The 14149-nt window shown below is 62.3% G+C and carries 10 protein-coding genes; 1 reads left to right on the forward strand and 9 read right to left on the reverse strand.

Features of this window, described 5'->3' with window-relative positions:
* Positions 1 to 89: 89 nt before the first annotated feature.
* The 6 genes from ACTJKS_RS25845 to ACTJKS_RS25870 form a co-directional block, all read right to left on the reverse strand.
* Complete coding sequence (locus ACTJKS_RS25845) at positions 90 to 1463, reverse strand: DUF1329 domain-containing protein (protein ID WP_198760364.1); 1374 nt, start codon at positions 1461 to 1463, stop codon at positions 90 to 92.
* Between the two features lie 148 nt (positions 1464 to 1611).
* Positions 1612 to 3570 carry a DUF1302 domain-containing protein gene (locus ACTJKS_RS25850; RefSeq protein ID WP_262949605.1) on the reverse strand — a complete coding sequence of 653 codons (1959 nt, stop codon included), beginning with the start codon at positions 3568 to 3570 and terminating at the stop codon, positions 1612 to 1614.
* A 43-nt stretch (positions 3571 to 3613) separates the two neighbouring features.
* Positions 3614 to 4903: a phospholipase gene (locus tag ACTJKS_RS25855; protein WP_262949606.1), complete on the reverse strand. Its 1290-nt coding sequence runs from the start codon at positions 4901 to 4903 to the stop codon at positions 3614 to 3616.
* A 234-nt stretch (positions 4904 to 5137) separates the two neighbouring features.
* Positions 5138 to 6706, reverse strand: coding sequence for an FGGY-family carbohydrate kinase (locus tag ACTJKS_RS25860; protein WP_262949493.1), 1569 nt, complete (start codon positions 6704 to 6706; stop codon positions 5138 to 5140).
* A gap of 20 nt (positions 6707 to 6726) precedes the next feature.
* A complete protein-coding gene (locus tag ACTJKS_RS25865) occupies positions 6727 to 8322 on the reverse strand; it encodes a glycerol-3-phosphate dehydrogenase/oxidase (RefSeq protein WP_262949494.1) in 1596 nt (531 codons plus the stop codon).
* 5 nt (positions 8323 to 8327) lie between these two features.
* A complete protein-coding gene (locus ACTJKS_RS25870; protein WP_108181614.1) occupies positions 8328 to 9923 on the reverse strand; it encodes an FAD-binding oxidoreductase in 1596 nt (531 codons plus the stop codon).
* A 211-nt stretch (positions 9924 to 10134) separates the two neighbouring features.
* Here ACTJKS_RS25870 and gliR point away from each other — a divergent pair, with 211 nt between their 5' ends.
* Entirely contained in the window at positions 10135 to 11151 is a 1017-nt protein-coding gene (gene gliR, locus ACTJKS_RS25875; protein ID WP_108181613.1) for an AraC family transcriptional regulator GliR, read from the forward strand.
* Between the two features lie 156 nt (positions 11152 to 11307).
* Here gliR and ACTJKS_RS25880 read toward each other — a convergent pair whose 3' ends face one another.
* The 3 genes from ACTJKS_RS25880 to ACTJKS_RS25890 form a co-directional block, all read right to left on the reverse strand.
* Positions 11308 to 11676 carry a glyoxalase superfamily protein gene (locus ACTJKS_RS25880; protein ID WP_041066674.1) on the reverse strand — a complete coding sequence of 123 codons (369 nt, stop codon included), beginning with the start codon at positions 11674 to 11676 and terminating at the stop codon, positions 11308 to 11310.
* Between the two features lie 151 nt (positions 11677 to 11827).
* On the reverse strand, positions 11828 to 13285 hold the full coding sequence (locus ACTJKS_RS25885) for an N-acyl-D-amino-acid deacylase family protein (RefSeq protein WP_262949495.1): 1458 nt from the start codon (positions 13283 to 13285) through the stop codon (positions 11828 to 11830).
* Position 13286: 1 nt separating this feature from the next.
* Positions 13287 to 14147 carry a MurR/RpiR family transcriptional regulator gene (locus ACTJKS_RS25890; protein WP_262949497.1) on the reverse strand — a complete coding sequence of 287 codons (861 nt, stop codon included), beginning with the start codon at positions 14145 to 14147 and terminating at the stop codon, positions 13287 to 13289.
* Between the last annotated feature and the right edge of the window lie 2 nt (positions 14148 to 14149).

A 14149-nucleotide genomic window follows, 5' to 3' on the forward strand; every position in this document is an offset into this window, starting at 1 on the left:
TTTGATCTTGTTTTTAAAATCAAAGTCAAAAGATCGCAGCCTGCGGCAGCTCCTACAGGGATTGCGTTCGATCAGCAGTCCGGTGCCCCTTAGCGAGTCCCGCGCTGGCGCAACGCCGATGGCATGAAATACGCGTCTTCCGGCACCGGTTGCGAGAAGTCGACGGTGGAGGCTTCTTCGTTGTCGAGATTCTGCACGTAGTAACGGCGGGCCTGCAGGTCGTGAAACACGTCCAGTGCGCTCCAGGTGGTTGGCAGGTCGTAGAAGTTTTTCAGGTAGGCCATCGACACCCGCCACAATTCCCCGCGCCCATCGTATTGATCGACCAGCGCCGCGCCCCAGCTGTCCTCGTCGAGGAACAGCACGCGTTTGGAATAGACATGTCGCGCGCCCGGCTTCAGGTTGCCTTCGACCACCCACACACGGTGCAGCTCATAGCGGGTGAATTGCGGGTTGAGGTGGCCCGGGGTCAGCAGTTGGGCGTACTTCACGTCGGGGCTGCCGACCTTGTAGTTGTTGTAGGGGATGTAGATCTCCTGCTTGCCCTTGAGCTTCCAGTCGTAGCGGTCCGGCGCGCCGTTGAACAGGTCGGTATCGTCGGCGGTGCGCAGGCCATCGGATGAGGCGATCGGCGTGTCATACGCCAGGTTCGGCGCACGGCGCACGCGACGTTGGCCGGCGTCGTAGACCCAGGCCTGGCGCGGGTCCTTGAGTTGATCGAGCATCTCGTGGACCAACGCCGCGCCACCGGCCAACCGCGCCGGGCTTTTCACAAAAGCGAGGTAGTAGAACAGGATGTTTTTCAGGTCGGCGTACTGCCCGCCCGGACGATAAAAATTGAACAGTGCTTCTTGCTGTGAGGTGACCAGGGCAAAGCTGCCGTTGCGCTGCACCGGGGCTTCGGACGCACGACGCACCACGTAAATCCCGCGATAACGGGTGATGTGGTTCCACAGCACTTCGATACCGTCCTTGGGCACCGGGAACGGTACGCCGCCGTAGGCATCGGCGAATCCGCTGCCGCCCTCCAGCAGCTTGGCTGAGGTCGCATTCTTCAACGTGTTGTCATACAGCCATTGCGGCGCCGAACCGGAACGGCGCGACGGATAGACCGGCATCTGGAACGTGTCGGGATAGCTATTGAACAACGCAATCTGACCGGGGCTGAGGTGGGCCTTGTACTGCTCCAGATTGGCCTTGGTGATGGTGAACAGCGGCTTGTCCGCCGCATACGGATCCGGGTGATGTTGGCCCGGTTTGTAGCCGGCTGGCGCCTGGGTGATGCCGCCGGTCCAGGCTGGAATGGTGCCGGCAGCGTTGCCGGCACGCTCGGCGCCCATGGGCGTGAGGGTGGTTTTCAGTTGTTCGGCTTGTTGTGGGGTGATGGCAGCCAATGTGCTGCTCGCGGCGAGACCCAGCACGAGCGCCAGCGTTGTCTTCGTCAATCTTGAAATATGAAACATGTTCTTCTCCAGAATGCATACCCTGTGGGAGCTGGCTTGCCAGCGATAGCGGTGGGTCAGCCACCATTGATGTCGAATGTGCTGCCGTCATCGCGGGCAAGCCCGCTCCCACAGGGGGATGAGTTGTCCCGGGATCTGCGTCTGAAACTCACAAGAAATACTTGAGGTTGAACCCGACGTTGTCGCGGTCGCGAATCCCGTTGTTCTGTCCGCCGCCCCAGAAGTTGGTGTATTGCACCTCGGCTTCGAGCTTGTTCTGGTAGTTGGCCTTGATCCCCAATGTGTAAGCCTTGCGCCCGTCGATGGTGTTGCCGGCCTGATAACTGTTGCCCTTGAAGTCGTCCTTGTAGACGACGTACGGCGAGACGTTGACCCCGGCGTACACATCGTTCCAGGTGCCGTTGAACATCACCGTGTAGCTGTAAGAGTTGCGATTGACCTGATCGTCGCGATCGCCGCCGGACACATAAGAGGTGTTGCCGGTACCGGCGTAATAGCGCGTGCTGCCGTCGTAGGCGGTGTATTGCAGGCTGCTGCCGCGCAGGTGTTCGGAGGCCAGTTCGAAGATGCCGAACATCGAGTCGAACGACAGCGTCGGGCCGAAGTTGTAGATGCTGCCCAGCGAGGTGTTGAACGCTTCCACGCGCTCGGCGTTGTTGATCTCGCTGTCGAGGGTGACCATCTGCCCGCCGACGTTGACGGGCTTATCGGTCACCGCCACAGCGGCACCGTTGGCCAGGTCGCCGATCAAGTCGTTAGTCGCGGCGATGCCGATCGGCAGGTTCGGCCGGTAGGCAATCTCACCGAATACGGAGGCCTGGCCCAAAGTGGTGTTGAAGCTGAAACCGTACATGCGGATGTCTTCGGCATAACGCCGATGCGCCTGAATATTGCCCATCACGTCGGCTGTCGCCAGACCGTTGGCCAGCGCCCCGGCCTGACTGCCGGCCACACCAGCGAGCATGTTGGTCAGGGCATTCATGTCGATACCCTTGTAGCCACCCAGATCTGCGGCGATGGTCGGTTCCTTGGCGTGGTAGTTGACCAGGTACAGGCCGAACTCGGTGCTGTTGAGCGCCTCGGCGATATAGCGGAAGGCGAAGCCGAACTGGCCGTCGTTGCGTGCGTTGTAGTCCTTGCCGATCGACGCCACTTTCAGCGTATTGCCGTAGGCCGGTGTCACGCCGTTGGCGTACAGGCCGGTGCTTTTCAGCGTCGGGCCGAGCAATGGGTTGTTGCCCAATGCGCTGTACAGCCCGATGACGTTGCCGAACCCCGGCACCGGGGTATCAAGCGCGGTGCCGCTGAAGTTGTTGTAACCGGTGTTGCCGCCATCGGCGAACAGGTCGGTCTGCGAATAGAAAGTGCCCACCGGGTCGATGCGGGTTTCCTTCCAGTTGGTCTGGTAGAAGCTCTCCAGGGTCAACGAATCGGTCAGGCCGATGTTGAAGCTCACGGCCTCCACCGGCATCAGCACCTCCTTGACCTCGGCGCCCGGCAAGCGGTACTTGGCGGCGTCCACCGGGTTGGTGGTGTTGATCCCGCCGCGATAGAAAATCCCCTCGCCCCAGTTGAACACCTGACGCCCTACCCGCGCGGTGACTGGCATCTGCGCCACGTCCCAATTGCCGTAGACATAGGCGTCGAGCATCTCGATCCGGCTGCCGGCGATGTCGCGGGTCTGGCTGGTAAAGCGATCATCCTGCGGGTAGCTCTGGCTTGGCTGCGCCGGGTTGTTGTTACGGTAGTAATCGTTGCGCTTGTCCATCAACTGGGTGTCGTAGAACGCCGTGCCGCGCAGGAACATCCCGTAGTTCTGGTAGTTGGCCTCCAGCTCGGAAGTGATCTTGTACACCTCGGAAACCAGCCCGGTATCGAAGTTGCGATTGCCGTCGTTGGTGTTGACGTCGTCGTTGTTCTTGTCGCGGCCCTGCACCCGCCACAAACGGCCATAGGACAGGGTCGTGTCGATCGATCCGGTGACTTGATTGTCCAGCACGCTGAACTCGGCCGCCTGCAGCGCATCCACCGCACAGAGTTGCAGCAGCCCCGCCAGACCGACGCCGGGAAGTGCCACGCCGGTGAGGCGCAATCGAGTGTTGATCATGGGTTCCTCCTTGTTCTTATTGTTTTTTGCGTGACCGCGATGGCTACGGTGTGAGTCCCGCACGGACATAAATCCGGCTGTGCGCGCCGAAATGGCCGAGCAGTTTGAACAGCTGCTGATTGAGTGCCGGATGCTCGAAACGCTCGCGCTGCATCTGGTTGCCGCTGCTGAAATCGCTGGTCACCGGGGCCGTCTCCAGCCATTGGCCGATGGCTTCATCGAACGCCGCCGAGTCCTCGACCGACTCGGCGCTGACCACGTCGCGCAAGTAGCCCACCGAGTACGGCGGATACTGTTGGTCTTGAGCGACATCGGCGTAGGCCGCGAGCATCGGGTGCGCCTGACCGGTGCGCAGCACGCGGCGCAGCCAGGTCGATTGATACTTCTCGATTTCCATGTGGCGGGTGGCGACCCGTTCGATCGAGGCTTTTTTATCATCGGCAAAACCGGCCAGCGCCTTGCCCTCCAGCAACAACAGACTCGGCAGTTCGACCCCGGGCAACGGCTTGGCGTGATACGGCTGGGTCAGGTCCTGCACGTGGTGCACGCCCCAACCCAAGAACCGATAGCCCCAGTACGGATGGCCAGTGGCGAACGCCAGTCGCGCCAGGCCCAGGTACTGATACGCGCGCCAGTCCGGCCAACTGCGCTGAAGAAATCCGGCTGCGGCATACACCACCGCGCTTTCATGGAAGAAGCCCATGTGGAACGGCGCCTGCGAGCTGTACTGAAAACGCGCATCGCCGAACGGCTGCGGGCCGAAGCCATAACGCGCGCCGACCTCGCCGGGGTTGTCGCTGAACAGATTGATGTCGTGACCATAATCCGGCTCGTCGGCGGCGCTTGCCAGTACCGCCAGCGGCGCGACGTTCTCGCCATCCGCCACGCGAATGAAGCGCTGGCGATTCCACGGTGACAGCGTCTGCTCGACCATCACCTGATCGGCGCTGAGATGTTCGCGCTCGGGGATGTCTTGGCCCGGCAGCGGCTGAATGACCATCGCCAGATGAATGCGCGGATTGAGCCGCAACGCAGTAAGAAAATCATGGCGCAGATTGTCGCCCGGCACCGCGGGCAGCTTCAGATTGTCGGGGCGCGGCGGGTATTGGGTGAAGTGTTCACGGGCGAAGCTTTCCTGTTGCTCCAGCAGCGCGACCACGGCCGGATATTGCTCGGCGAGAAAACGCTCCAGCGGCTCGACTTCGACCGGCGGCGCATCGCGCAGCGCCGGCAGTTGCTGCAACGCCAGATAGCTGCCCACCGTGTGGTTCGACCAGCCCCACGCCGTCGGGGCCGTTGCACAAAGCAGCAACAGGAGAAAAGTCAGCTTCATTGCTTTTAGTTCTTATTGGAGGTGCTGTGGGGATTGAGCCTAACAACCACCTCCGGCGCTGACACTGTCCGATCTCACCAGAAAAGTTCTCCGATAGCGCCATATGAAGCTCACCGCTCACCTGTGTAGGAGCTGCCGAAGGCTGCGATCTTTTGATCTTGTTTTTAAAAAATCAAAGTCAAAAGATNAGATCGCAGCCTTCGGCAGCTCCTACAGGGGATTGGTGGTGTTTTTTCAGGCGGGGTAACCGGTGATTTTGCGGATGCTCTGGTACAGCGGCTTGAGCTGGCGATACATGCGCAGGTACACCTCGTTGTACAAACGCTCATAGACCTGCTGCGCCTCGGGCTGCGGCGTGAACACCGTGCCCACTCGCGTCATCGCGGCGATCGCCGTGGGGAAATCCGCATACAAGCCCAACCCCACCGCACAACAGATCGCCGCGCCCAGCCCCGATGCTTCATACACATGCGGGCGCTCCGCCGGCAGACCAAAGATATTCGCCGTCAGCTGCATCGCCGCATCACTCTGCGAACCGCCACCGGCCACCCGCAGACGCTTGACCGACACCTTCGAGCGCTTCTCGATGTTCTCCAGGCCCTGGCGCAACGCATACGCCAGCCCTTCCAGAATCGCCCGGTAAATGTGCGCGCGGGTGTGCACGTCGCCGAAGCCGATCATCGCGCCCTTGGCCTCGACGCCCGGCTCACGAATCCCCGGCGACCAGTACGGTTGCAGCATCAGCCCCATCGATCCCGGCGGCACCGCGTTGACCAGCGCATCAAACAGTTGCTCGGGTTCAATGCCCTGCTCTTGCGCCTGCTGCATTTCGCGCAGGCCGAACTCATTCTTGAACCAGCTGACCATCCAGTAACCGCGATAAATCATCACCTCGCAGTTGTACTGGTCGGGCACCGCCGAGGGGTACGGCGGAATCAACGGGACGATTTCCAGATAGCGCGAGCGGGTGCTGGTGATGGTCGCGGTGGTGCCGTAGGACAGGCACACGGTGCTCGCATCGACCACGCCTGAACCGACCACTTCGCAGGCCTTGTCAGCGCCGGCAGCAATCAGCGGCAAACCTTCGGGAATGCCGGTATGGCGAGCGGCTTCGGCGGTGATATAGCCGAGGGTTTCGCCAGGTTTGTGCAAGGTCGGCAATTGCTCCGGGCGCACCGCCAGCGCCCGCCATTTCCAGTCGCTGGGTGCGGCCCATTTCAGGCGTTTGAAGTCGAACGGCAGGTAGCCGACGCAACAGCCGACCGAGTCGACAAAGCGCCCGCACAGGCGATGGGTGAGAAACCCCGAGAGCAGCAAAAACTTGTCGGTCGCCGCCCAGACTTCAGGCTGGTGTCTGGCGATCCAGTTGGCCTCGGCCTGCGCGCGAAAATAATCCACGGTGGCCTGCGCGCCGACCAGTTTGAACAGCCAGCCCCACGGTCCCTTGATCCCGCCCTCGACGTCGCTCTGGCGCTGATCGAGCCACAGAATCGCCGGGCGTAGCGGCTTGCCCTCGGCATCGACGTTGATCACCGTGCCGCGCTGGGTGGTCAGCGACACCCCGGCAATCTGCGAGCGATCAATCCCGGTTTGCGCCCACAGTTGCTGACAAGCCTCGCCGAGTTTCGCCCAGTAATACTGCGGGTCCTGCTCGGCCCAGCCCGGTTGCGTCGAGTAGTACGCCTGCAACTCGACCTTGCCTTTACCAAGCAGATTGCCCTGCAAATCGAAGAGCAATGCGCGCACGCTCTGGGTGCCGTTGTCGATCGCCAGCAGGTAGCGCTTGTTCGAGTGGTTATGCATGGCGCTCTCTTCAAGGGGCCTCAAGGTGTGGCATCCGGCAGGCCGTGGTGACGTTGCCACAACGCCCGGTAACGCTGCAGCTCTTGCTGCCAGTGTGCATCGTCCCAGCCCAGGCGGGGCTGGCAGAGTTGGCGGATGGCAGCGAAATATTCTTCACCACCGCGCGCCAGCAACAGGCCCAGACGGGTGCGGCGCAGCAACAGATCATCGAGGTGCAGCACCATTTCCGCCTCACAGGCGAAGGCCAGTTCTGCCCACAAGGTGTCAGTGTTGCCAACCGTTTCGTGGCCCAACTCGGCGATCAACTGCGCCAGTCGCGGCAGATCGCGACCGTGCCTGCCGGCCAGCCGTCGCCACTGTTGCGGGCTGAGTCCGGGAATAGTCAGTGGCGGTACGGCTGCGAATACCGGCGCGCCGTCATCTTCGAAAGCACGGCCAAGCATGTCGGCACAGGCTTTGAGCACTTCGATGGCTTGCGGGCGAAACGTTGTCAGTTTGCCGCCAGCTAACGTGACGCAACCCGGCTCCAGCCACAGCACATGCTCACGGGTTTCATTCGACGGCTTGCCTTGCTGTTGACCCGCCGCGCTGCCCACCACCGGACGCACGCCGGACCAGGTCGACAGCACATCGCTCGCCGTCACTTCGGCACCTGGAAATTGTTGCGTGCAGGCCGCCAGCAGATAGTCGAGTTCTTCGGTGCTGATGCTCGCGCTCTGATCCAGATCCTCACGATGATCGAGATCCGTAGTGCCAACCACCGTCGCCCCTTCCCACGGAAAAACAAACACCGGCCGCCGGTCGCGCGCATGCAGAAACGTGAAGGCCTGCGCCACTGGCAAACGCCAGCCCGGCAGCAGCAGATGACTGCCGCGCAATGGCCGCAGTTGTCGCGGAGCCTCGGGCAAACGCAGGCGCTCAGCCCACGCGCCGGTCGCCACCGCCAGCACGTCGCAACGCAATTGCCGCGACCCACCCGCCTCACAGTCCTCGATCTGCACCCCACACACCCGGCCGTCTTCGCGCAGCAAATGTTCGACGCGCACCCCGTTGAGCACCACTGCGCCATCGGCTCGTGCTTCGTGCAACACGCGCATCACCAGCCGTGCATCATCGGTCAGCGCATCGACAAAACAGGTGCCACCGAGCAGATGGTTTTCCTTCACCCCCGGCGCGAGAAACCGCAGTTGCTGCGCGTCATGAAAACGGTGGCTGCGGCGTCCGGCCAATGCGTCGTACACCGACAACAAGCCACCGAGCACACGCGGCCCGGGAAAGCCGCCGCGATAGTGCGGCATCAGGAAACTCATCGGCTCCACCAGCCCCGGCGCTTCGTCTAGCAGGCGCTGGCGCTCGCGCACCGAATCGCGGGTCAGGCGCCACTGGCCCTTGGCGATATAACGCAATCCGCCGTGAACCATTTTCGACGACCGGCTGGAGGTACCCCAGGCGAAATCCCGTTGCTCCAGCAGCAGACAACGCCAGCCACGCCGTGCCGCTTCGCGCAGAATGCCGGCACCGCTGATGCCGCCGCCGATGACGATCAGATCCCAGCTTGCGTCGGCCAATGTCGGCAAGGTTTGCTGGCGCCACGCGGCGTTCCAGTCCGGGTGCATGATCGTCACTCCTGCATCAGCGTGCCGGGGTTGAGGCGCCCGGCCGGATCGAAGTGCCTGCTCAGCGCCTGCAAGGTATCCATCGCCAGCGCGCCTTTTTCGCGCGGCAGGTACGGCGCGTGATCCTTGCCGACCCCATGCTGGTGGCTGATGGTGCCGTGGTTGTCGACGATGGTCTGGCTGGCCGCGTGCTTGAGCGCCTGCCAGCGCGCCAGCGTCGCCGGATAATCCGCAGCCGGGCGAAACACGTAAGTGGTGTAGATGCTCGAGCCTTCGCCGTAAACGTGGGACAGATGGGTGAACACATGCACCCGCTCGCCCTGCGCTGCCAAGGCATCGCGCAGGCTGTTTTCGATCAGGTTGAGCAGATTATCGACGTTGCTCCAGTCGGTGGCGGTTTCCAGGGTGTCGACGACGTAGCCGGCGTTCCACAGGTTCTCGCGCAGGTAGGGGAAACGGAAGCGGTTCTGCGCCCACTTCTTGCCGAGCAAGGTGCCGGTAAACACGCCGCCGAAGGCTTTCAGATGCTGGCGCGCCTGACTCAGCGACAACGCGTTTTGCCGACGGTTGCCGGTCACGCCGAAAGTCAGCAGGCACTTGCTTTCACCGGCGCCGCGCAGGTTCAGGTACTTCTCCAGCCAGGCGATCTGCTGCGGATGCCCGGCCAGCGCCAGTTGGGTTTCGGTCTCCACCGCGTTCGACAAACGCAGCATCGACAGCGGCACTCGTGCCTGCGCCAATTGGCGGATCGCTTGCATCGCCTTGCTCCAACTGGGCAGGAACACTCCGTAAAAACGCTCATCGGCGGGTAGCGGACTGACCCGCACTTTGACCTCGGAAATGATCCCGAAACGGCCCTCGCAACCGAGCACCACTTCGCGCAGATCAGGCCCCGCCGCCGAAGCTGGGAACGTCGGAATTTCCAAGGGCCCGGCGAAAGTTTCCAGGGTGCCGCCGGCGAACAACTGCTCGATACGCCCGTAGCGCAACGACTGCTGACCACTGGAGCGACTGGCGACCCAACCGCCCAGCGTCGACAACTCCCACGACTGCGGGAAATGCCCCAGCGTGTAACCGCGAGCGCGCAACTGACTTTCCACCTGCGGGCCACTGGCACCGGGGCCAAACGTCGCCAGTTGGCTCTGCTCGTCGAGGTCGATCAGACGATTCATCCGCGCCAGCGACACGGTCACTACAGGTCGCGCCGAATCCGGCGGATTGATATGCCCGGCCACCGAGGTGCCGCCGCCGTAGGGAATCAGGCACAGGTCCTGCTCATGGGCGAGCGCCAGCAATTGGCGGATCTGCACGGCGGTCTCCGGAAACGCCACCGCGTCCGGATAGTTGCCCAGCGCGCCTTCGCGCAGCGCCAGCCAGTCCGGCAAACTCTGGCCCCGAGCGTGCAGCAGACGATCATGGGCATCAACGCTGTACAAGGCGTGCGCCGCCAGCCGCGAGACCGGCACCCGCGCCAATGCTGCCTCCAGCGTCGCATCGGGCAGCGCGCGCCCGGCCCCCAACCGTTCATGGAGAAAACTCGCACCCTGGGCCGGCAGTTCGACCACCGTGGTTGCATCTCCCCAGCCGTTCCAGCGTCGCATACGTCTGTCCTTCTTATGCAGTCTGATCAGTGATATTGCAGGCCTCCATACTAGTCAGCGGCCAAAAAGTGTCACGGTCGCATCCGGCCAGTTCGAGTAGCCAATTGAGTCAAACGTCGCGCAAGTGCCAGCCATTTACTTTAGTCGGGGTTTCAAATTACCTTTCAGGCATTCATTCGCTCACGCAGGCCTTGATCAAGGGATTCGGATCATGCAATCGCTCGGCTTCACCTCGGTTCCGCCGCTGCTCAAATACGTGCGCCATGCCGAGCAACTGGGCATGGCCATCGAGCCGGCGTTGGCCGCTGCCGGTTTGCAGGCGCAGCAACTGAGCGACAACAGCCTGCGCCTGCCGGGCGAAACCCATGAGCGCCTGCTCGATTATTTCTGCGAGCACTCGGGCGATCCGCTGTTTGGTCTCAACGCGGCAAACTTCGTCCTGCCCAATTCCTGGAGCGTGCTCGGTTACATCACGATGAACTGCGCGACCCTGGGCGATGCGATGAGCCGGATCATGCCGTTCGAAAAGCTGGTGGGCGACATGGGCGTCAGCCGCGCCGACGTGCAGGACGGTCACGTGCATCTGATCTGGACTTGCCGCTACGAGCGTCCGCGGATTCGCCGGCATCTGGTGGAAAACGTTCTTGGTTCATGGCTGCAATATGCGCGCTGGATTGCCGACACGCAGATGTCGCCCGCCGCCGTGTGGCTGGAACACCCGTGCCCGGCAGACGCCAGTCAGGCGCAGTACGAAGCGTTTTTCGATTGCCCGGTGCTGTTCGAGCAAGCGTATTCGGCGCTGATCGTGCCGTTGGCGTATCTGCAATTACCGCTGCGCCAGGCCGACGCGCAGTTGCTGCGCACCCTGGAAGAACATGCGATGGGGTTGATGGCGACGCTGGAGGATGCGTCGCTGGAGCAGCGGGTCAAAAGCATCCTGCGTCAGCTGCTCAAGGAAGGCTTGCCGCGCAAGGAACAGGTGGCCGAGCAGCTCGCGGTGTCGGTGCGCACGTTGCAGCGGCAGTTGCATCAGGCGGGGACGTCGTATCAGCAGATTCTCGACGATTTGCGCCAAGAGCTGGCGGAGCATTATTTGCTCAACAGTACGTTGCCGATTCAGGACATTGCGCAGTATCTGGGGTTTACCGAGCCGCGCTCTTTTCACCGAACCTTCAAGAGCCGGCGCGGGATGCCGCCGGGGGAGTTTCGGCAGATGCATCGGGGGTGATTGTTCTGGCCTCATCGCTGGCAAGCCAGCTCCCACAGGTTTCTTGGTAAAGCACAAATTTTGTGTACGACGCGATCACTGTGGGAGCTGGCTTGCCAGCGATGGCGCCAGTAGCCACCTTAATGGTTTGGCAGCGCTTTTTTTGTATGGCTCGACTCAGACACTGATCGCGTTGGTGAACACCAACCGATTACCAAACGGATCAGCAATCGTCATGTCCTGACTGCCCCACGGCATCGCCTGAATCTGTGGGTGCGAGAACTTGTAATCCTTGGCCTGCAACTGCTGCTGAAACGCCTCCAGCTCGTCGGTCTCGATGCGCAACGCCGAGCCCGGCGTCGCGTCGCCGTGATGCTCGGACAGGTGCAGCACGCATTCGCCACGGGACACCTGCAGATACAGCGGGAAATTCGCTTCGAAACGGTGCTGCCAGTCGATCTTGAAGCCGAGGAAGTCGACGTAGAACTCCAACGCCTTGGCTTCATCGAAGATCCGCAGGATCGGGGTGGTTTTGCCGAAGCTCATGGGGTGCTCCCTGACTGGTTGGCCCAAGCGTTTAGCGGGGCTGGATGTCAGCAATTCGGCTTGGTTTCGACATTCTTTAATCTCAGAGTGCCACTATGAGACGCAGATCAAAAGATCGCAGCCTTCGGCAGCGCCTACCGGGGCTTGGCAATCAATGAAACCCTTCGCGCAAATCCCTCTGCCGCGCCAGAAACCGCCCTTCCCGGCGACCATTTGCCTGCCCGTCGCGATAGCTCAACGCGCCATTGACCCACACCCCCTCAATCCCCTGCGCCGCCCGTTGCGGATCAGTGAAATCCGCCACATCGCGCACCGTCTCAGGATCGAACAAGACCAGATCCGCCCAATAGCCCTCGCGAATCTCGCCGCGCCCTTTCAAGCCAAACCGCGCCGCCGACAGACCGGTCATCTTGTGCACGGCGGTGTGCAGCGGAAACAACCCGAGATCGCGACTGAAATGGCCGAGCACTCGTGGGAAAGCGCCCCACAAGCGTGGGTGCGGGAATGGGTCTTCCGGCAGTCCGTCAGACCCGACCATCGACAGCGGATGCGCGAGAATCTTTCGTACGTCCGCCTCGTCCATGCCGTAGTACACCGCGCCCGCCGGTTGCAGGCGTTTGGCGGCTTCGAGCAGTGGCACGTTCCATTCGGCAGCGATGTCGATCAGGTCGCGGCCGCTGACTTCAGGATGCGGCGTCGACCAGGTGATGGTGATGCGATGGGCATCGGTGACTTGCTTCAGATCCAGCGTCGAAGAGCTCGCCGCGTAGGGATAGCAATCGCAGCCCACGTGCTGGGTTTTCGCTGCTTGCTCCAACGCCGCGAGCAACTGCGGACTGCGCCCCCAATTACCGACACCGGCGCATTTGAGGTGGGAAATGATCACCGGGGACTGCGAGTGACGGCCGATGCTGAACGCTTCGTCCATCGCCTCCAGCACCGGCTCGAATTCACTGCGCAGATGGGTGGTGTACACCGCGCCGAACGCGGTCAGTTCTTCGGTCAGTTGCTTCACTTCATCGGTGGAAGCGTTGAAGGCGCTGGCGTAGGCCAGGCCTGTGGATAAACCGAGCGCGCCGGCCTCAAGGCTTTCACGCAATTGCTCACGCATGGCGGCGATTTCGTCAGGCGTGGCGCAACGAAACAGGTCGTCGAGGTGATTGCTGCGCAGCGCGGTGTGACCAACCAGCGCGGCGACGTTCAGCGTGGTGTTCGCCGCTTCGACGGCGGCGCGGTAATCGCTGAAACGTGGATAGACGAATGCGGCGGCTGTGCCGAGGAGGTTCATCGGGTCCGGCGGATTGCCTTTGAGACTGACCGGCGAGGCGCTGATCCCGCAGTTGCCGACGATCACCGTGGTCACGCCCTGGCTGAGTTTGGGCAGCATCTGCGGCTGGCGGATGACCACGGTGTCGTCGTGGGTGTGTACGTCGATGAAACCCGGGGCGAGCACGCGGCCGGCGGCGTCGATGTCTTCCGTGGCGCGGGCATCGTGCAGGTCGCCGATGCGTTCGATGCGTCCGTTGAGAATCGCCACATCGGCGCGGTAGCCGGGCGTGTTGCTGCCATCGATGACGGTGGCGTTGCGGATCAGCGTGTCGTACTGCATGTCAGTCTCCCAGCGGCAGGTGATCGTCGCCGCCACGGTATTCGTCGAGGGCGAGTTTGATCCGCCGCAGACGCTCTTGATTGTCTTCAGGATTGGCCAGCGCCAGCTCGGTCGCAAGCACATCGATGGCGAGCAACATGCCGTAGCGCGCCGCCGTCGGTTTGTAGATGAACGAAGTTTCCGCGCCTTGCAGCGGCAGAACGATGTCGGCCAGTTCGGCCAGCGGCGAGTCGGCGCGGGTGATGGCCAGAATGCGTGCGCCATAGTTGCGCGCCAGCTCGACAGTTTCCAAAAGCTCCGGGGTGATGCCGGTCAGCGAGCAGACGATCAGCACGTGCTCGGCATTGAGGCTGGCGGCGGTGACGCGCATCATCACCGCGTCGTGGCACACCGCAATCGGGTAGCCGAGGCGCACCAGGCGTACCTGCAATTCATCGCTGCACAGGGTCGAGCAACCGCCCATGCCGAACGCATGAATCATCCGCGCCTGGCCGAGCATTTTCACCGCGTCGGCGAAGCGCGATTCGTCGAATCCAGCCAGATGCTGGCGCAGCGTGGTTTCGATATCGCCGACAATCTGCCCGTAGAACGCCGACTGTTCAGGGGTACCCGCCGGGTCGAGAAAACGGCTGCCAACGCCGCTGGCCTGGGCCAGTTGCAGGCGCAGATCGCGCAGGTCGCGGCAGCCCACCGTACGGGCAAAACGCGACAACGTGGCGGTACTGACTTCGGCCCGTTGCGCCAGCTCTTCGAGGCTGGCGGAGGCGGCAAAACCGACATCGTCGAGCATCAGTCGGGCGATACGGCCCTCGCCGGCGCTGAAGGAGTCCTGACGGGCGCGGATCTGATAAAGGATGTCCATGG

The sequence above is a fragment of the Pseudomonas sp. 22189 genome, assembly GCF_052045635.1.
GTDB lineage: Bacteria > Pseudomonadota > Gammaproteobacteria > Pseudomonadales > Pseudomonadaceae > Aquipseudomonas > Aquipseudomonas parakoreensis.